This window comes from Rhodanobacter sp. TND4EL1, from assembly GCF_054061035.1.
The window spans coordinates 88995-107864 of sequence record NZ_JBSSDT010000004.1 but is presented as its reverse complement, the minus strand read 5'-3'; the positions used below and the strand labels follow the sequence as shown (position 1 = coordinate 107864).

The 18870-nt window shown below is 62.3% G+C and carries 20 protein-coding genes; 7 read left to right on the top strand and 13 right to left on the bottom strand.

The features are described from left to right. Window positions 1–435: 435 nt before the first annotated feature. From ACVWWQ_RS14320 to ACVWWQ_RS14305, 4 genes are all read right to left on the bottom strand, one after another. On the bottom strand, window positions 436–1437 hold the full coding sequence (locus ACVWWQ_RS14320) for a bile acid:sodium symporter family protein (protein ID WP_133952037.1): 1002 nt from the start codon (window positions 1435–1437) through the stop codon (window positions 436–438). 8 nt (window positions 1438–1445) lie between these two features. Beyond that, entirely contained in the window at window positions 1446–2066 is a 621-nt protein-coding gene (locus ACVWWQ_RS14315) for a DedA family protein (RefSeq protein ID WP_099654558.1), read from the bottom strand. Window positions 2067–2196: 130 nt separating this feature from the next. After that, window positions 2197–3933, bottom strand: a complete 1737-nt coding sequence (dnaG, locus tag ACVWWQ_RS14310; protein WP_133951667.1) for a DNA primase — start codon at window positions 3931–3933, stop codon at window positions 2197–2199. A gap of 243 nt (window positions 3934–4176) precedes the next feature. Beyond that, window positions 4177–4347 carry a DUF1328 domain-containing protein gene (locus tag ACVWWQ_RS14305; protein WP_099654557.1) on the bottom strand — a complete coding sequence of 57 codons (171 nt, stop codon included), beginning with the start codon at window positions 4345–4347 and terminating at the stop codon, window positions 4177–4179. 151 nt (window positions 4348–4498) lie between these two features. On the opposite strand from ACVWWQ_RS14305, the gene ACVWWQ_RS14300 reads away from it, so the two are divergent. Then, window positions 4499–4795 (top strand): hypothetical protein, encoded by a 297-nt coding sequence (locus tag ACVWWQ_RS14300; RefSeq protein ID WP_133951665.1) that lies wholly within the window; start codon window positions 4499–4501, stop codon window positions 4793–4795. A 27-nt stretch (window positions 4796–4822) separates the two neighbouring features. Here the strand turns inward: ACVWWQ_RS14300 and ACVWWQ_RS14295 are convergent, their stop codons facing one another. After that, on the bottom strand, window positions 4823–5269 hold the full coding sequence (locus tag ACVWWQ_RS14295) for a GatB/YqeY domain-containing protein (protein WP_133951663.1): 447 nt from the start codon (window positions 5267–5269) through the stop codon (window positions 4823–4825). Between the two features lie 187 nt (window positions 5270–5456). Next, window positions 5457–5672 (bottom strand): 30S ribosomal protein S21, encoded by a 216-nt coding sequence (gene rpsU, locus ACVWWQ_RS14290; protein ID WP_007081639.1) that lies wholly within the window; start codon window positions 5670–5672, stop codon window positions 5457–5459. Between the two features lie 101 nt (window positions 5673–5773). On the opposite strand from rpsU, the gene tsaD reads away from it, so the two are divergent. Continuing rightward, window positions 5774–6805 carry a tRNA (adenosine(37)-N6)-threonylcarbamoyltransferase complex transferase subunit TsaD gene (gene tsaD / locus ACVWWQ_RS14285; RefSeq protein ID WP_133951661.1) on the top strand — a complete coding sequence of 344 codons (1032 nt, stop codon included), beginning with the start codon at window positions 5774–5776 and terminating at the stop codon, window positions 6803–6805. Between the two features lie 160 nt (window positions 6806–6965). Here tsaD and ACVWWQ_RS14280 read toward each other — a convergent pair whose 3' ends face one another. From ACVWWQ_RS14280 to ACVWWQ_RS14270, 3 genes are read right to left on the bottom strand one after another with little or no spacing between them, the layout of a single operon-like run. Next, the gene (locus ACVWWQ_RS14280) at window positions 6966–7685 is read right to left on the bottom strand and encodes a pseudouridine synthase (protein ID WP_133951659.1); all 720 of its coding nucleotides are present in this window, start codon (window positions 7683–7685) and stop codon (window positions 6966–6968) included. Between the two features lie 8 nt (window positions 7686–7693). Further along, window positions 7694–8467: an ABC transporter permease gene (locus ACVWWQ_RS14275; protein WP_099654381.1), complete on the bottom strand. Its 774-nt coding sequence runs from the start codon at window positions 8465–8467 to the stop codon at window positions 7694–7696. Then, window positions 8464–9426: an ABC transporter ATP-binding protein gene (locus ACVWWQ_RS14270; RefSeq protein WP_133951657.1), complete on the bottom strand. Its 963-nt coding sequence runs from the start codon at window positions 9424–9426 to the stop codon at window positions 8464–8466. The genes ACVWWQ_RS14275 and ACVWWQ_RS14270 overlap by 4 nt, the downstream gene beginning before the upstream one ends. 93 nt (window positions 9427–9519) lie before the next feature. On the opposite strand from ACVWWQ_RS14270, the gene ACVWWQ_RS14265 reads away from it, so the two are divergent. Next, window positions 9520–10266, top strand: coding sequence for an FAD-binding oxidoreductase (locus tag ACVWWQ_RS14265; protein ID WP_133951655.1), 747 nt, complete (start codon window positions 9520–9522; stop codon window positions 10264–10266). Between the two features lie 664 nt (window positions 10267–10930). Here the strand turns inward: ACVWWQ_RS14265 and ACVWWQ_RS14260 are convergent. The 4 genes from ACVWWQ_RS14260 to ACVWWQ_RS14245 all read right to left on the bottom strand — a co-directional run bounded on the left by ACVWWQ_RS14260 (window position 10931) and on the right by ACVWWQ_RS14245 (window position 16222). Further along, window positions 10931–12040: a fimbrial protein gene (locus tag ACVWWQ_RS14260; RefSeq protein WP_166669778.1), complete on the bottom strand. Its 1110-nt coding sequence runs from the start codon at window positions 12038–12040 to the stop codon at window positions 10931–10933. Next, window positions 12037–14814, bottom strand: coding sequence for a fimbria/pilus outer membrane usher protein (locus tag ACVWWQ_RS14255; protein ID WP_133951651.1), 2778 nt, complete (start codon window positions 14812–14814; stop codon window positions 12037–12039). Before ACVWWQ_RS14255 ends, ACVWWQ_RS14260 begins: the two co-directional genes overlap by 4 nt. Then, a complete protein-coding gene (locus tag ACVWWQ_RS14250) occupies window positions 14811–15554 on the bottom strand; it encodes a fimbria/pilus periplasmic chaperone (protein ID WP_133951649.1) in 744 nt (247 codons plus the stop codon). Before ACVWWQ_RS14250 ends, ACVWWQ_RS14255 begins: the two co-directional genes overlap by 4 nt. Window positions 15555–15640: 86 nt before the next feature. Beyond that, window positions 15641–16222 (bottom strand): fimbrial protein, encoded by a 582-nt coding sequence (locus tag ACVWWQ_RS14245; protein WP_133951647.1) that lies wholly within the window; start codon window positions 16220–16222, stop codon window positions 15641–15643. Between the two features lie 491 nt (window positions 16223–16713). On the opposite strand from ACVWWQ_RS14245, the gene ACVWWQ_RS14240 reads away from it, so the two are divergent. The 4 genes from ACVWWQ_RS14240 to ACVWWQ_RS14225 are packed head-to-tail and all read left to right on the top strand — an operon-like array spanning window position 16714 to window position 18870. Further along, complete coding sequence (locus ACVWWQ_RS14240) at window positions 16714–17613, top strand: alpha/beta fold hydrolase (RefSeq protein ID WP_457383442.1); 900 nt, start codon at window positions 16714–16716, stop codon at window positions 17611–17613. Between the two features lie 46 nt (window positions 17614–17659). Continuing rightward, window positions 17660–18295 (top strand): hypothetical protein, encoded by a 636-nt coding sequence (locus ACVWWQ_RS14235; RefSeq protein WP_208321638.1) that lies wholly within the window; start codon window positions 17660–17662, stop codon window positions 18293–18295. After that, window positions 18279–18683 carry a hypothetical protein gene (locus ACVWWQ_RS14230; RefSeq protein WP_099654372.1) on the top strand — a complete coding sequence of 135 codons (405 nt, stop codon included), beginning with the start codon at window positions 18279–18281 and terminating at the stop codon, window positions 18681–18683. The genes ACVWWQ_RS14235 and ACVWWQ_RS14230 overlap by 17 nt, the downstream gene beginning before the upstream one ends. Continuing rightward, a complete protein-coding gene (locus tag ACVWWQ_RS14225) occupies window positions 18676–18870 on the top strand; it encodes a helix-turn-helix transcriptional regulator (RefSeq protein WP_099654371.1) in 195 nt (64 codons plus the stop codon). The genes ACVWWQ_RS14230 and ACVWWQ_RS14225 overlap by 8 nt, the downstream gene beginning before the upstream one ends.

Here is an 18870-nt window from a genome sequence, read left to right as displayed (position 1 = left end):
GCCGTTCTTGGCCGAAAGCGGCCGGTTCACGATCGCCTCGCATCAGCTAAAGCAGTAGTCGGGCCATCAACTGCGCTGAGTCGCTTTTCGCTCTTCGCAACCGCAACGCGGTTGCGCACCGAGTGCGGGCCAGGATGGCCCGCTGCTTTACACGGGGTCCCTTGTGCGGCGGTGAGTCGGGGTCGACAGGCCGCGTAGCGGGAACCGACATGGAGGTCGGTTCCTTTTCGCACGGGCAGGAGGCCCGTTCGAAAAGCCCGGCCCCGGCTCACGGACTTGTTGGGCAGGAAGCCCAACAAGCGCCAAGCGGGGTGGCCTCTCTTTGGGCCACGTTTCTCTGGCCACGCAGAGAAAGGTGGCTCGGCTGCCGCAGGCAGACGAAAGCCTTTGCTCTGAAGTCACGGCCTGTCGCCGAAAACAACGCGGCCCCGGACATCAATCCGCCTCGCGATCATCCTCGCCAACAGGATGCGCCCCACGCGTCGCATACCGCCGCGCCACCACCGCGCACACCATCAGCTGCAGCTGATGAAAAATCATCAATGGCAGCACCAGTGCGCCGAGGCCGCCGAGTTGGCCGGCGAACAGGATCTTGGCCATCGGGATGCCGCTGGCCATGCTCTTCTTGGAGCCGCAGAACACGATGGTGATCTCGTCTTCGCGCGAAAAGCCCAGCCGTCGTGCGGCCCAGGTCAGCGTCGGCATCACCAGCGCCAGCAGCAGTCCGCACATCGCCAGTGTCGACAGCAGCGCGGAGAGCGGCGTGTCGTGCCACAAGCCTTCGACCACCGCCGCGCTGAAGGCGGTGTAGACCACCAGCAGGATCGTGCCCTGGTCGGTGTAGCCGAGCAGGGGCTTGTGATGATCGACGAAGTCGCCGATCCAGCGCCGCGCGACATGGCCAAGCGTGAATGGCAGCAGCAGTTCCAGCATGATGTCCAGCACGCCATGCCATGAGGCGCCGCCGCCGCTGGTGGCCAGCAACAGGCCGACCAGCAGCGGCGTCAGCGCGATGCCGATCAGGTTCGACATCGAGGCGCTGACCACGGCGGCGGAAACGTTGCCGCCTGCGATCGAGGTGAACGCGATGGAGGACTGCACCGTCGAAGGCAGCGCGCAGACGAACAGGATGCCGAGGTAGAGGTCGGGCGTCAGCAGCGCATGGCCCAGCGGGCGCAGCGCCAGTCCGAGCAACGGGAACAGCACGAAGGTGCCCGCGAAGACGGTGAGGTGCAGTCGCCAGTGGGTCAATCCCTGCACGATCGCCGAGCGCGGCAATTTCGCACCGTGCAGGAAGAACAGCAGGGCGATGCCGGCGTTGGTGATCCAGTCGAACACCCGGGCCGCGGAGCCGTGGCAGGGCAACAGGGAAGCCAGTACGACGGTGGCAAGCAGGGCGAGGGTGAAGTTGTCCGGCAGAAAGCGACGCAAAGAGATGCCCTTGTTCAGTCCAGTCCGCATTGATCGCGGTGTTTTCGACGCCACCACAGGAACAAGCCGATCACCACGAGAATGCCCACCATGGCCCACAGGCTGCTCTGGCCGCGATGGATCCATTTGACCAGCCACTCATGATTGTCGGCGCCGAGAAAACCGAGGTAGACCCAGAACGGCACGCTGATCAGTGCGGCGACGGTGTCAATGAACAGGAAACGCGCGAACGAGACGCGGTGGGTCATGCCGGCGGTGAGGTAGACGGTGGTGCGCATGCCGGGCAGGAAACGTGCGAAAAACAGCACGCGGTTGCCGTAGCGCTGGAACTTGTCCTGCACCTTGCTGTAACGCGCGGGGGTCAGGATGCGCGCCACGAAACGCCATTTGAGAATCCGCGAGCCGTAGTGATGGCCGAGCAGGAAGATCGCGCAGTCGCCGAGCAGCACGCCGAACATCGCCAGCGCCACCATCACATGCACGTTGGCGTAGCCCAGTCCCGCGATCACGCCGCCGGCGACCAGGGTGATGTCTTCGGGAAGCGGCAGGCCGGCGCCACAGATCATCAGCGCGATGAACACGGCAACGTAGCCGTTCTCGGCGAAAATCCTGATCAGTTGGGGCAAAAGATCCATCAATAATCCCGTGCGGCCTGCGAAATACGCCAGGCCGAAGCCATGCATGATCCCACACTCGCATTGTCGCCCGCTGTCAGCGCCGGGATGACGCCCATGGCAGGCCAGGGCATGCGGCACGTCATCGCAGTCACGCGGACGCCACTGGCGGGCGCACCCGGGCAGCCAGCAGTTCGCGCAGTTCGGCTTTCTCGGTGCTTTCCAGCGTGCCTTCCCGGCTCTTGGCCGTCAGCGCGTCGCGGCGCTGGGTGATTGCCTGGTCTTCCATCCGTGCCAGGGCATCGAAAAACTCGATGCCCTGACTTTCCGGTTCGCCGACCGACAGTGCCGCCATCAGTTTCTGCAGCGACGGATATTCCGGACGCTCGGCGAAGTGTTCCACCAGCATCGCCGGATTGATGCCGGGACGCGCGCGCGCCAGATCGAGCAACTCGGCCAGCAGGTCCACGCCGGGCTTGTCCAGGCGCAGGAAGCGATAGGGTTTTTCCACCTGGTCGGCCAGGCCTGGCTGGGCCAGCAGCAGCGAGATGGCACTGCGTACCAGGCTGCGCTGCACCGCCGTCGGTCGTTGCATGCTGCGCTGACCGGACGGTTCGGCCTGCAGCAGCGCGCGGGCACCGCTGCGCTTTTCCAGCTCCTGTGCCATCAGGTCGCGGAACGCGCCGTCGGGCAGTTTCGCGATCAACGGACGGGCGCGCTCGGCCAACCGGGCGCGCCCGTCGAGACTGGCCATGTCGACGTCGTGCGACAGTTCGTTGAAGAAGTAGTCGGACAGCGGCATCGCTTCCTTGATGCGTTTTTCGAAACCGTCCTTGCCTTCCTTGCGCACCAGCGAGTCCGGGTCCTCGCCATCGGGCAGGAACAGAAAGTAGGCCTGCCGACCGTCGCGCAAACGCGGCAGCGCCGCTTCCAGCGCCTTCCACGCGGCGGCGCGACCGGCACGGTCGCCATCGAAACAGAACACCACGTCCGGTGCGGCGCGGAACAAGACCTCGGTGTGTTCGGGCGTGGTCGCCGTGCCCAGCGTGGCCACCGCGATCGGCAACCCCGCCTGGTGCAGCGCGATCACATCCATGTAGCCCTCGACCACGACGATGCGGAGAAGACTCTGGTTGGCCTGTTTCACCTGCCACAGCGCGAACAGCTCGCGGCCCTTGTGGAACAGCGGTGTCTCGGGCGAGTTGAGGTATTTGGGGGACTGCTCCGCGCTCAGCACGCGGCCGCCGAACGCGATCACCCGACCCCGACGGTCGAGGATCGGGAACATCAGCCGCTCGCGGAAGCGGTCGTACTTGCTGCCGCGTTCATTGCTGGCCACCATGCCAGCTTCGGTGAGCAGTTCCATCCGCCGAGGCGTATTGCCCAACGCCTTGATCACCCCGTCATAGCCGGCCGACGCCCAGCCGAGGCGGAAACGCTTGATCGCCTCGGCGTCGAGTCCGCGCTTTTTGCAATAGGCCTGGGCATCGCTGCTGCGCGGCAGCTCGCTTTCGTACCAGAGCGCGGCGGCATCCAGCAGCGCGTACAGATCGGTCTTGTCCTCGCGCGGCGCCGCTTCGCGGCCACCCTCGCGCGGCACGGTAAGGCCGACCGTCTGCGCCAGTTCCTCGACCGCGTCGGGGAATTCCAGCCGGTCGTAATCCATCAGGAACTTGATCGCGCTGCCGTGCACGCCGCAGCCGAAGCAGTGGAAGAACTGCTTGGCCGGGCTGACGTAGAACGAGGGCGAGCGTTCGTTGTGGAACGGGCAGCAGGCCGTCCACTCGCGCCCGGCCTTCTTCAACGGCACCCGCCGCTCGATCACGTCGACAATGTCGACGCGAGCAAGCAATTCATCGATGAAACTGTCGGGGATCAGGCCACGCATAAGCGGCCTAGTTTAGTCGGTCAGGGCCGGGTCCGCCGGATAACGATGGCGTGGACCGGGCTGGGGTCTCAGCGGGAGTGTGACGGCGAGAGCTGGATGGGTCTTCGCGCGGCAACCGCTCAGGCGCGGCGAGCACGGTGCTCTGATCCGCCGGCCCGGGCCGGGTGTTGCTCGGCTCCGGCCATCGCCATCGCCACCTGCCGGATCACCGGCGCACGCCAAGGCAGGCGCCGGTGGAAAGTCCTAGAGAATGTGGAAAACGCCGATCACCGCCAGCAGCGCCAGCAGGAACAGGATCACGAAGCACGCAAACAGCACCTTGGCGATGGTCGCGCTGGCGCCGGAAACGCCGCCGAAGCCGAGCCAGCCGGTGACCAGCGAGACGATGGCGAAAATGATGGCCCACTTCAGCATGAAGATCTCCTGCAACGACGGTTATGGCGGTGGGGTTCCACCGATTCCACGGGCTTTGTAGCGCCCCTCGCGTGAACGCGATGCATCGTCAGGCTTGCCCGCGCCCGTTCGCCGCGGCAAGCTGCCCGGTCGGCCGAGGGAGTGACGAATCGTGGTGATCAATGCGGTGATGATGGTGAAGCAGCGGGCGATCGTGCGCGCGTTTGAACGCGCGGCCGCGACCACCGCGCCGACCGCGTGCAGCCCGGAGCAGCTGGGGCTGAAACAGGGCATGGCCTGGTATCAACTGGTGCAGCACGCGGTGTTGCGCTGTCCGGGCGAGGGGCGCTACTTCCTCGACATGGCGAACTGGCAACGGCTGCGCCAGCGACGCCGGCGCATGGCGCTGGGCATCATGGCGATTCTGTTGTCGTTGCTGGCGCTGATCCTGCTGACGCGGCCGGGCTGAAAGACCATTGCCGCGAATTGAGAGGCGTCAGCCGGCCAGGCGCGTCTTGATCCGGCCCGACACCACGCCCATGTCGGCGCGCCCGGCCGCCTTTTCCTTCACGGCGGCCACCACCTTGCCCATGTCGCGCGGCGAGCTGGCGCCGGTCTCGGCGATCGCGGCGGTGATCAGGGCGTCGATTTCCTCGTCGCCGAGCTTGGCGGGCAGGTAAGTCTCGATCACCACCATCTCGGCACGCTCGATCGCCGACAGGTCCTCGCGGCCGGCGGCGTCGAACTGGCTGACCGAGTCCTTGCGCTGCTTCATCATCTTTTCGAGCGTGGCCAGCACCTGCGTGTCGTCCAGCTCGATCCGTTCGTCCACCTCGCGCTGCTTGATCGCCGCCAGCATCAGCCGGATCACGCCCAGCCGATGCTTTTCGCCGGCGCGCATGGCGTTCTTCATGTCTTCGGTGAGCTGCTGCTTGAGCGTCATGAGCGGGGCCTCTGGAGATGGAAAGTCGATTCTACGGAAACGACAAAGCCGGCGTTGCCCTGGGGACAACACCGGCCATGTCGAATCTGCTGTGCTTGCGGTGGCTGCGAGAACCCGCGCCGACCGCGTTTCCGGCTATGCCGCGCCGGAGCGCCGCGTGACCTGCCATGACGGCAGATCAGGAAACTCAGTACAGACGGACCTTGCGCGAAACGTCGCGCGACAGACGGCGCAGGTGACGCTTCACGGCAGCAGCGCGCTTGCGCTTGCGTTCCTGGGTCGGCTTCTCATAGAACTCGCGCTTGCGCGTTTCGGCCAGGACGCCGGCCTTTTCGCAGGTACGCTTGAAACGACGCAGTGCGATCTCGAACGGCTCGTTCTCGCGAACTTTTACGTTGGGCATGGAAACTCCGGGTGGTAATCTGCCTGCTCTTGCAGGACAGTTGAATGTGGTGAGCCGGGAATTATACCGTGCATAACGAAGAATTTTCAAAGCCCGGAGTGATGAAGCCGATTCTGGGCATCGAGAGCTCCTGTGACGAGACCGGCGTGGCCCTGCTGCGCTGGGATCCGCAGGCGCCCGGACGGGGTCTGCTGGCTCATACCTTGTACAGCCAGATCAAGCTGCACGCCGACTACGGCGGCGTGGTGCCCGAGCTGGCCAGCCGCGACCACGTGCGCAAACTGGTGCCGCTGATCCGCGAGGCGCTGACCGAAGCCGGCCTGACCGTGCAGGATCTGGGCGGGGTGGCTTATACCGCCGGTCCCGGTCTGGTCGGCGCCTTGCTGGTGGGCGCGTCGCTGGGTCGGGCGCTGGCCTGGGCGCTCGGCGTGCCGGCCATTGGCGTCCATCACATGGAAGGACACCTGCTGGCGCCACTGCTGGAGGACGATCCGCCCGAGCCGCCGTTCGTGGCCTTGCTGGTGTCCGGAGGCCATTCCATGCTGGTCGAGGTCAAGGCGATCGGTCAGTACACGATTCTGGGTGACACCCTGGACGACGCGGCCGGCGAGGCGTTCGACAAGACCGCCAAGCTGATGGGTCTGCCGTACCCCGGTGGCCCGGCGCTGGCGAAACTCGCCGAACAGGGTCGCGCCGGTGCGTTCCGCTTCTCGCGGCCGATGACGGACCGGCCGGGCCTGGACTTCAGTTTTTCCGGCCTGAAGACCCAGGTGCTGCTTGCCTGGCAGAAGTCCGACCAGAGCGAGCAGACCCGTGCCGACGTCGCCCGCGCCTTCCAGGAAGCGATCGTCGACACATTGATCATCAAGTGCCGCCGTGCGCTGGAAGCCAGCGGAGCGCGCCGGCTGGTGATCGCCGGTGGCGTGGGCGCGAACCGGCACCTGCGCAGCGAGCTGGCCAGGGCTGGCGAAAAGGACGGCTTCCGGGTGTATTTCCCGCGGCTGGATTTCTGCACCGACAACGGCGCGATGGTCGCGCTGGCCGGCGCCATCCGCTTGGCCAGCGGCCAGCACCAGGACGAAACCATCCAGGTGCGTCCGCGCTGGGATCTGCAAACCCTGCCTGCCGCGTAGCCGCGGCGTCGTAGGGCGGGCACTGCCCGCCGGCTTTTGCATTTTTCGTGCGCGTTGCCGAAGAGCCGGCGGGCAGTGCCCGCCCTACGACGCTGTCCGCCGCTCTTGGTGGGCGTTCGCGAAAGCCGGCGGACAGTGTCCCCCTACAAAACGCCGGGAATCACCATTGCGTGCGGCCGGGCAGCAGGCCTTTCAGCTCCGCTTCGGTGAGGTTGCGCCACTGGCCGACTTTCAGGTGGGCCAGCTTGACGTTGTCGATGCGCACGCGACGCAGCTGGGTCACGCGGTAGCCGAACGCGGCCGCCATCAGACGGATCTGCCGGTTCAGGCCCTGGGTCAGCACGATCGAGAAGCCGAACTTGGCGATGCGTCGCACCTTGCACGGCTTGGTCATCTGGTTGTGGATGCGCACGCCCTTGCTCATGCCGGCAAGGAATTCGTCGGTGACCGCCTTGTTCACGCCGACCAGGTATTCCTTCTCGTGGTTGTTCTCCGCGCGCAGGATCTCGTTGACGATGTCGCCATTGCTGGTCAGCAGGATCAGCCCTTCGGAATCCTTGTCCAGCCGGCCGATCGGGAAAATCCGTTGCGGATGGTCGATGAAATCGATGATGTTTCCGGCCACGCTCTGGTCGGTGGTGCAGGTGATGCCGACCGGCTTGTTCAGCGCGATGTAGATGGCCTTCTTCGCGCCCGGCGTGGCGGCCAGGATGCGCGCCTTGACGATCTCGCCATCCACGCGCACCTCGTCGCCGTCCAGCGCCTTGGCGCCGGTGGAGACCACTTCACCGTTGATGCTGACGCGACCGGCCAGCAGCAGTTCGTCCGCCTCGCGTCGCGAGCACAGACCGGCTTCGCTGATGTACTTGTTTACGCGCACAAGTCAGCTCAGGACCGCAGGCCGACGCCGCGCTTGAGCAGTTGCAGCGCCACGATCGCCAGCGCGGCGATGAACACCAGCATCAACACGAAAGCCCAGCCAATCGGCACGTCACTGACGCCCAGAATGCCGTAGCGAAACGCGTTGACCATGTACAGGATCGGGTTGGCGTGGGAGATCGCGCGCCACGGTTGGCCCAGCATGTTGATGGAATAGAACACGCCGCCCAGATACGTCAGCGGCGTGATCACGAACGTCGGCACCAGCGCGATGTCGTCGAATTTGCTGGCGAACACCGCGTTGATGAAACCGGCCAGCGCAAAGATGACTGCGCCCAGCGTCACCGATGCCAGCGCGATCCACGGATGCGCCACGTGCAGCGAGGTGAAGAACAGCGCCACGACCAGCACCAACGCACCGACCACCAGGCCGCGTGCCACCGCGCCGATCACATAGCCGGAAAGAATCGTCCAGTTCGCCATCGGCGCCACCAGCATCTCTTCCACCGAACGCTGGAACTTGGCGCCGTAAAAGGAGCTGGAAATGTTCATGTAGCTGTTGTTGATGATGGTCATCATCACCAGCCCCGGCACGATGAACTGCATGTAGCTGAAGCCTTCGATCAGGCCGATGCGGCTGCCGATGAGTTTTCCGAAGATCACGAAATACAGCGTCATCGTGATGATCGGCGGGATCAGGGTCTGGGTCCAGATCCGCATGATGCGGATGATTTCGCGGCGCGCCACGGTGTACAGCGCGATCATGTTGGTCGAGGCGTTCATGCCGCAACCTCCTTGCCCGGCTCGCGGCCGTTCTCCACCAGTCTCACGAACAACTCCTCCAGCCGATTGGTCTTGGTGCGCATCGAGTTGACCGTGATGCCGCTGCTGGTGAGTGCGCCGAACAGCGAATTGAGATCCTGCGAACGCGCCATTTCCGCTTCCAGGGTGCGGTCGTCGACGCGGCGAATGCTGATCCCGTTCAATTGCGGCAATGCCTGCGGTGCCTGGTTAACGTCGAGAACGAACGTTTCCACGTCCAGCGTGGCCAGCAGCGCTTTCATGCTGGTGTTCTCGATGATCTTGCCGTGATCGATGATCGCGATGTTGCGGCACAGCGACTCGGCTTCCTCCAGGTAATGCGTGGTCAGGATCACCGTGGTGCCGGCGGCATTGATGCCGCTGACGAACTGCCACATCGAGCGGCGAATCTCGATGTCCACGCCCGCGGTGGGCTCATCCAGGATCAGCAGCTTCGGCTCGTTCATCATCGCGCGGGCGATCATCAGGCGGCGCTTCATGCCACCGGACATCTCGCGCGCCTGATGGAACGCCTTGTCCCACAGGCGCAATTCCCTCAGGTACTTTTCCGCGCGTTCGGCAGCGATCTTGCGTGGAATGCCGTAGAAACCGGCCTCGTTCACGCAGATGTCGAACGGCTTCTCGAACTGGTTGAAGTTGATCTCCTGCGGTACCAGCCCGATCAACTGCATCGCGGCGCTGCGATTCTTGTTCACTGACACGCCGAATACCTGCGCATCGCCCGAGGTGGAGTTCACCAGCGAAGACAGGATGCCGATCAGGGTCGACTTGCCGGCACCGTTGGGGCCGAGCAGGGCAAAGAAATCGCCCGGCTGCACGGTCAGGCTGATGCCCTTCAGGGCTTCGACGCCGTTGCGGTAGGTTTTGCGCAAATTGTCGACGACAAGCGCGGGGGCCGTGGAGGCGTATTGCGGGGACATGGGCTGCACCGAGGGGGTTAGCCCTTATTATAGCGGGCTATGCCCCGCCACCCGACCGTGTCGGGCGGCACACACTGTTTCCGGAAACCCCACATGGCCGATCACTTCCAGCTCCGTCTTGTCGACAGTCGCATGCTTGCATCCAGCGTGCGTCATCTGGTGTTCGAACGCGTCGATGGCCAGCCGCTGGCCTTCCTTCCCGGCCAGTTCCTGCAGGTGCACTTCCATTACGACGACGGCACGGCGACCAAGCGCAGCTATTCGGTGGGCACCATCGGCGACGGCAACGGTCCGGTGCAGCAAATCGAGATCGCGGTGAGCTATGTCGAAGGCGGCGCGGCAACGAAACTTCTGGGCGAGTTGGCACACGGCGGGATGATCGACGCCAGCGGCCCGTACGGTCGCTTCTGCCTGCAGGAGGCGGACACCCATCCGCGTTACCTGCTGCTGGCCACCGGTACCGGCGTCACCCCGTACCGGGCGATGCTGCCGCAGATCGAGAAACTGCTGGCCAAAGGCGACCGCGAGGTGGTGCTGTTGTACGGCGCGCGCACCGAAACCGAGCTGCTCTATGGCGAGGAGTTCGAGGCCTTCGCGCAAACCCACCCCGGCTTCCTGTTCCACGGCTGCCTCAGCCGCGAAGCCCGCGCCGTTCCGCGCTCCACCGACCGCAGCGGCCACGTCCAGCACGTGCTGGCCGAACTTGGCCCGCACGCCGACCGCGACATCGCGTACCTGTGCGGCAACCCGAACATGGTTGACGCTGCCTTTGCGGTATTGCAGGAATTCGGCCTGCCGGTGAAGCAGATCCGGCGCGAGAAATATATTTCGTCGCGCTGATAAAGATCGGCCTCGCCCGGCCGATGTCTTGGTTGCCCTGATCCATGCCACAACCATGTCAACGTCAGCTCACCGTTGGTTCACCGCGAAATAACCTCTCCAAGACTAAATGACAGGTGCGGAGGCGGCTCTTCCAAGAGTCATCGCCCCGAACCCCTCGTGCAATGTGATGCACATCACATTATCGGGAGTGGCGTCACCGAAACCCGTCAAGCCCGGACCTTTCAGGCCGACAGCCCTTGAGAGGCCCCGTATCGACGGGGTGCACCTCGAGAGGTGGGCGTTATGGTGAGTTCGCTTGGCATGTTGGCAGGGTGCGCATTGATCATGCTGGTGGGCATGTCGGATGCGCGTGGGGCGGGTGGGCGAATTGTATTTTCGGGTGCGGTGGTTGAACCGACCTGTTCTGTCGGGGGGGCAGCGGCCTTCGGAGCGAGCCAGGTCAGGCCAGTGGAGTTACTCGATCGCTTGGCGTGCGGCTCGAATTCAGCTGGCCATAGCCGCTCCTATTCGGTCGCAGTGGTTAGGCTTGGCGAGGTAAATATTTCGGGTGATCGATTGTTGAGATATTTTTCTGGTTACGTTGGCTCTGACAGAACTCTTGCAGAGGCATCACTGGTGGTGCGCATCTACGAGTAGTCGCTGAACCGGATACGCTGAGCCACTAGGGATAAGTCAGGGTGTAAGTAGCCGTAGCCCATACCTTGCCTCCAGTTATGGGCGCGCCAGTCTGGTAATAGCGTGCAGAGAACGGCAGGTTCATCGTGCCGATCGGTGTCGTGCCCTCGTCAATGGCCGACCCAAATAGAACGGGATCGCCGTTGCTCTTGAGTATTTGCACCCCGACATTGCCTGCGTAACCAGGACCCGTAACGTTCGTAATGACACCGGGCTTGCCCGTCTTGCTGGTGGCATCCAGGGTGATGGCAAGCTTCATCTGGGATTGGCAGATCAATTTCACGGAAAACGGGGTGGGCTGGTCAGAGTAGGTGTCCGTGCCCTTTAAGGCCGAACTGAATATTGTCGGTAACTGGACGGGAGTGTCGAAGTTGACTACCGAGCAAGCCGGAGCGCTCACGATGCTGCTGTTGAGCTTTAGTGAGGCAAAATAGCCTTGGCTGGGACCGATGCCGTAGATGTACCAATTGAACTGCATCAAATTCACGCTATTGAGCGTACCCGGTGTCACGGGACCGGTCACGATCAGCTGAGCCGTAAACGTTTCGCTGACCGAACCTGTATAGGTGCCACCCATTTCACTGCAGTAGCCCAACCAATTATATTGTATGCATTTCCATGCTGAAGTCGGAGCGGTCACGCTGCCTGGCTCGAACCCCCGCGTACTTCCCGGACCACCACGGATGTCAATCTTGTCGCTGGCTTGGACCGGGGTGGCAGTCAATTTCAAGGCAATGCCCGAAAGATTGGTGGCAAAAATGATGCCGCCGCTGCCAGGGGTGTTGGTGGCGTCGGCCAGAGCGAGTAAGCCGGCCTGGATCGTGGCGGTAAGGCTGTAGTTATTGGGGGCGGACGGTGCGCTGTAAGGGAGGTTGTTGCAGGTAAATGTTACGGTTGTGCTTGTTGGCGTACCGAGCAGCGTCCCGACGGCCGGATTTGAAGGCACCGTAACCGGTGGAAGGGTGAGGGCCCCGCCCCCAGATGTGCAATTGGTGGCTGCCGCGAATGCGCGCGGCGTCCAGCATAGAAAGGAGGCGAACATCAGCATGCCGCTCAGTTTCAGCGCCACCACGAAAGTACGAGCCAGCCGAATCATGTACCGCTCCGTGTCATAGATGCCGTATCTGCGAGTGCGCTGCTTTTGCATTCCACAACTACTTGATGGAATGGGTTGGGGTGTTGCTCATCGGCTTGGCCAGATGCAGGAAGCGCGTAATGGAATACACAGGTTTTCGCTTCTCCTTGTTCATCATTCCATTCGACGTGGAGTTGACCATCCGTGTCGACTCCTCGCAGCAAGGTCATGCCGCCTTGTCCGACCAGGCCTAGTGGATCGCCCTTGGCATTGAAGACCTGTGCTCCGAAGGGTGCCGACTTGCCACTGGACAGGCGGATACGAGCGATCAGCGAGCGACCTGACTTGCTCTTGAAGTTCACCATGACTACCGAGCCAGCATAAGGGGCTACCTGCGAACTGGTGGCATCGAGTTGCACGCTGAGCGGAAGTCCCTGAGGGTCGACTTGTATGTCGTTGAGCGTGTATGGGGTCAGGTAAGGCATCAAGGCGTAGCCCGCACGGTCCACTTTGACGCCGGGCAGACCGTTGATGGTAGCGCCCATGGCTCCGGGAATATGGATGATGGCGACGGTGTCGCCAATGGGCTGCCCGAAAGAAATGCCACCCGAATGCGCCACGATCGCGCCGCTGACATTTACCGAATTCTGCGAGTACCCTCGGCCATGGCCGTAGCTGGCACCAAGCACCGCGTACGGACTGAGATAACCGGCACTCAACGTACCGGCGTCGCCGTTATCGTTGCTGCTGTGCGAGGCGGAGGCGTTGTAGTTGAATTGACTGTGATCGCCCAGCGTGCCATTTACCATGGCTTGTTCCTGGGAGATCCCCGTGCTGGTGCGATTGGCGTTGAGTGTGAAATTCGGCGCCCTCACGTTAGCTCCCAGCGGCAAACTGAAGCTGACGAAGTATTCGTTGCCATAACGGCCGATCGGGTCACGCGTACGCGTGGCCGAAAGACCGTAGCTGAGGCGGTGGAAATTGTTGTTGTAACCCACTTGGAATTGAGTATCGGTACCGCTACGGTTCCAGTAGTTGCTGATCGTGCCGTTGGCGTACAGAGATCCCGCACTTTTCCCCAGGCGCTGGTTGAGAGTCAACGTGAAGTTGTTGCGCCGTCGCTGCAGACCGGTGTCAGAAAAACTGGGGTTGTTCGCGAAGTTCGCACCGTTCAGTACAGCCAGTTGCGAATGAGTGAGCGCGCTTTGCAGGGGTACGCCATCGATCATCGGCACCGCTGCAGGCACATACACGAAGGCATTGAGGCCGCGCTGCGCATAATCGCGCGCGGTGGCGGCATCAGACAGGCTGAGGTAGCCGCTGGTCGAGTAGCGATAGGCTGCGACGGACAACGATGTTTCAGTCGATGGAATGATCTTGCTGTAGGTCACTCTCATGCTGCGACCGGATTGCGCTGTCTGCCCGGCAATGCGCGCACGGGCCTGCGTAACATCCAGTGCAACTGCGCCGTAGCGGGTGTTGATGGCGCCACCGAGCAGCGCCGAAGCGTAACCCCGAGATCCTGCCAAGCCAGCATAGCCAGTGAACAAATTGCTGAAGCCGTGTTGCGCAGTAGCCTGGATCACCGCGGGTTGGTGCGATAGAGAACTGTTGCGCAAGCTGCCCGCGGCAATGTCGAACCGGGTAGTGCCCGGACGTAGCAGCTGGGCCACCGACGCATAGGGCACTGAGAACGTGCGCACGCGGCCATCGGCTTCGGTCACCGTGACGTCCAAGTTGCCGCCATAACCGGTCGGGTACAGGTCATTGATGGTGAAAGGGCCCGGTGCCACCGTGGCCTGGTAGATTTGCACTCCGTTCTGCCGGACGGTGACCTTGGCGTTGGTATCCGCTACGCCACGGATCACCGGAGCATAGCCGCGCAGCGAATCAGGCAACATGCGGTCATCGGTGGAAAGCTGCACGCCGCGCAGAGCGTAGCTGTCGAACACGGCGCCATCGGTGTAGCTGTCACCGATGGTCAGTTGCGAGCGCAACGAAGGCAGGTCGCGCTGCACATAGGCGGCGATATTTTGCCACTTGCGCTGCGCTCCTCCGCCATAGGTGGCAGATTGCCAGTTGACGGTGGAGTTTTGGCGAAAATGCCAAAGTCCGAGGTTGACTCCGGCATTGAGGCCCAAATAGGTCGACGTCTGGCTCTGCCCTTGGCTGCTCGACCGGTAGCTGTTGAGGTTGTAGTTGAGAAGCGCAGCCGATACGCCTTGATCCCAGTATTCGGGGCTGACGTAACCACGTGGTTTCTGAGCCAGATAGGCTTGCGGTACGCTCGTGTCCAGTTGCAGATTGGTCATGTCGAACGTCATGCTCGCATCGGGAATCAAGGTGCCGATGTTCACGCAGCCTCTCGGATCATTCAGCGGTGTCGCGGATGACAATTTGACCGGCTCAACGCGAAGCTGGTCGAGCAGTTTTTGATCGACGCATGGAACCGCATTGACCTCCCCGGAGGGCGAGGCGAAGCGCACGTTCGATCGGCCGGTCCATGCGCCGTTCAAATAGACATCGATGTTGTACACGCCAGGGAGCACCAGATTGGCGCGTTCGAAGCGGGACAGATCGGTGGTGTTGTCACCTGCGCCAGCCAGGAGGCTGCGATCGAAACTGGCGAAGCCTGCACTGGCCTCTGCTCCGCTGGCCGCGGCTGGTGCGGCGGCGGTTGCGAAATTCGCCCAAAAAACGAGGGACGCGGTTATGGCCGTGCACAACCGCACCTGACGGCTCGCCACATGCGCGCGCACCGGGGTGCTCCTGCGTGTGGAGAGCCAGGAAATCATGGAGTCACGGCCCCCTGATGGGCGTCCGCAGCACCGTAGTCATTGATGGTGGTGTACGTCACCGTAGTGCCTGACGCTGGCAAGTTCGCGAGCCCTTCCACAGTTAGTTGAAGATCACTGAAAGGCGCCACCATCCCGCTGGAAGCGGTGTATTGCTTGCCGTTGACCTGTAGCGAGAGCTTGCTGATCGTGATGTAAAAGGGTGAGTTGTTGTGTGTGTCCAGGCTGACTTTTTGATCGCCGACATGCGCCTGCCAAGTCAACTGGCCCGCAGCCTTCAAGGCGTCCCCTACCAGCTTGGCGGGACGGTAGAACAGCTTCAGGCGCGAGCGAACGGCGAATTGCAGCATGTTCTTGCCTGCGGCTTGAGAATTCGTCGGCTTGGGAGGTACTTCCAGCACGTTGAGCCAGAAGAGCGACTCTCGATCCGCCGGCAACTGAGGTGAGGCAGCCAGGATGCGCAGGCTCTGATCCTTGTTCGCTTCAATGCGGAACAGGGGCGGGGTGATGAGAAAAGGTGATTCCACATTGTCCGGAGTGGACTGTGGATTACCGCTGTCGATCCACGCTTCAATCAGGGCGGGGCTGTTGCCCACGTTGGACAAGCGAACTGTCACCTCTCCGCGCTGGGCCGGAAAGACCACACGCGTCCCGCCAATCACGACGGTAGCTTGGGTAGCCGTGACGCATAGGCAAGAAACAAGGATGCCCACACACAGGGCCAGAAGGACGTGTTTCATCTTTGGAAGATCCGTGGCTTTGATCGCGTGGGCTACGTTTGATTTGGCCGCGGCAGGCCTTGCTTGCCGCGGCCAAAGGGCAACGATTACTGGTAGACCATCGTGAACGCGACGCTGGTGGTGACCGAGCCGGCACCCACGGTAGCGCTGCTCGCGTAATAACGCGCCTTGTAGTTAAGCGTGGCCGCGCCAGTCACAAGGTTGACGGACTTCGAGTTCTGCGAGCCATCAGCCGAGTTGAGTGCGATGATCGTGTTGTCACCGTTGAGTAGCTGAACCTGGACGCCCGTCGCGTTGCCCGTGGCATTGGTCAAGCGACCGCTAGTCGGGTCGATATTGGTGCCGGTGAAATACGTGTGCACGTTGGACAGTGCGGCGTCGCAGCCGGTTACGGCGATGGAAAACGGCTTGTCGCCAGCAGTGGCGCCCACCGTACTCAACTGAGAGGTGAGTACGTCGGGCAGGTTGACAGTTTTGGCGTCCGCGGTACCAGCGGACTGGCCGTCGACTTTGCAGGTCTGCGCAATGACCTGGCCGCTGATGGAGATCGTGCCATCGGTTGGGTTGTTGCTGACGGGATTGTTGGTTGCAGCGCCAGCGCTCTGCGGAGCAAAGCCGGCAGCGGCCATGACGGCAACCAGCGCGGTGGAAAGCAGGGTCTTCTTCATTGCGTTTTTCCTTGAGAGAGTTTCGGTTGGAGTTGGCTTGGACTGCGTATAGACGATGAGCCGATATCGGCGACATGCACGATTCGGTACGGCTTTTGGGTCTTGGCTGACGTCTTCTTGTGTCCCCCCGGACGAAGTGTCAGCTGTGGATTCTGCCGTGACCGCCGTGAGTTAAGCAATCGGCGTGCCAGATCCACCATGTAAACGATTACTTAAGGCTATGGGCTGACTCTATATTTGACCAGACCGAGGCTGGGCCACGATTTCGCGCGATCCTGTGGCAAACCCTGACAAATTTTTACATAGAAATGCGAACCACGTCACCTTTTCTTCGTGCTTCGCGTCACGAAATATTTGTGGCTTTTTCACCTTGGAAGCACTTTTTGTCAAGTTGGCTTGACATCGTGGGAGGCAATGAATAAGGTTCGAGTTGTCAAGGCTGCTTGACATAACCGGCGAGGAGCACCCGTATGAAAAGAACTTCAGGAAGAATGATTTTTCCGTGGCTTGGACTGGCGCTGGCGATGCTTGCGAGTGGCACGGCCCTGGCTTGTTCCGCGTCCCCGGAGGTGACCGGTACGCTCAAGGTGGAATGTCACGGCGAGCGCGGTCGGGCGGTGATCCTGATCCCCGGCCTGCAGGGCGGGCCATGGGTCTGGCAGCAGACGATCAAGCAACTGCAGAAGAATCATGTGGTGTACGCGCTCACGCTGGCGGGCTTCGACGGCATGGCGCCGCCGGCTGACGGCGGCAACCTGTTCGATCGCGCGGATGCGTCGCTGAAGCAGCTGATCGAGCAGCAGAAGATCGACAAGCCGGTGCTGGTCGGTCACAGCCTGGGTGGCACGCTGGCTTTGCGTTTTGCCGGGGAGCACCCGGAACTGATTTCAGGCGTGGTGGCGGTGGATGGGCTGCCGATCTTCCCCGGTATGGAGCGGGTGAGCGCAGAGCAACGCCAGGCGATGGCGTCACAGATGCAGCAGCAGATGGCGGTCGCCACGCCGGAACAGTTCCAGGCGCAGTCGCTGGGCTACATGCAGAAGATCGGCGTGATCGATCCCGGAATGGCGGCACGCTATGCGCCGATGAATGCGCGCAGTGACGTCAAGGCCAGCGCGCAATACATGGCCGAAGATCTCGCCTTTGACGGACGCCCGGGCCTGAAGCAGGCCAACGTGCCGATTCTGGAGATCTCGCCGTACAACGCGCCGGACTTCAGCACCCCGCCGATGGTGATGACCGAAACGCAGAAGACCGCCTACTACCAATCGCTGCTGGCGAATGCGCCGAACGCGAAGGTGGTGTCGATCTCGCCATCCCGGCATTTCGTGATGCTCGATCAGCCGGAAAAATTCCAGCAGGCGCTGGACGGCTTTCTGAAGGCGCTTTGAGGAGATGGCCATGCCTCGTTTCTCGGAAAAGCGCTATCAGGTTCGGGTGATCCTGGCGATGATGCTGTATGTCTTTCTGCTGGTGCTGATCTGGCCGCTCGCACGCTCAAGCACCAGCGCGACACTCAAGATCCTGTTGTCGCTGTTGCCGGTACTGCCCATGTTGTACGTGATCTGGCAGATGGCAAAGCGCATATGGCATAGCGACGAATTGCAGCAGCGCACGCATCTGATCGCGCTGGGGGCGGCCACCGCGATCGTGGGGGTGGGCAGTCTGGTCGGGGGATTTCTGGCGTCTTCCGGTGCGGTGCAGCTGGATGGTTCGATTTTGGTGTGGGTGTTTCCGGTCACGCTGATCAGCTACTACATGGCGCAGGGATTGGTGGCGCGCCATTACGGCAACAACTTCTCGTGCGACGCCGGCGATGCAGGCATTGCGTTGCGCTGGCGGTTGTTGAGCATTGCCGCATTGATGGGTGTCGTGGGTGCCGTTGCCTGGCGCCGGCATGACGATCTGGATACCGGCCTGTTTCTGGGCATGGCAACAGCGGCGACGGGGGTGGTGCTGGTGCAGGCCCTCATCCGCTGGCGCCGTCACCGCGCGCGCACGGACGGCAGCGTCGTGCCGGTTGACCTCCCCTTTGTCAAAACAGAAGGAAACGGGCATGCGCGCCGTCCATAAGCGCTATATGCGCGAGTTCATTCCGGCGATGTCGGCGTACGTGGTGTTGATGCTGCTTTACGGCGTGTTGATGCCAAGGACGCAAGAGGTGCTGTGGCGGTTGGTATTGGCTGTGCTGCCGCTGATTCCGGTGGTGCTGGTGATTCGCGCCATCGTGAGGGTCATTCGCGATCAGGATGAACTGGAGCGCCGCATCGATCTGGAGGCGATCGCGATTGCCGCGATGTCGACCGGGTTCGGCTATTTCAGTTTCGGCTTCCTGTTGAACGCGGGCGTCGGCCTGAAAGTCACATCGGCTGACGTCGCGATCTGGGTATTGCCGTGCCTGTTCGGCACGTTCGGGCTGGCCAAGTGGATGGTTGCAAGGCGCTATCGCAACCATGAATAACCGTGTGCGTGAATTGCGCGGCGAGCAGAGCTGGTCGCAAGCGGATCTGGCCGAGCGGCTGGATGTGTCGCGTCAAACCATCAACGCCATCGAGACGGGCAAATACGATCCGAGCCTGCCGCTGGCCTTCAAGATCGCCCGCCTGTTCGGGCAAGCGATTGAATCCATTTTTGAACCTGGGGAATAA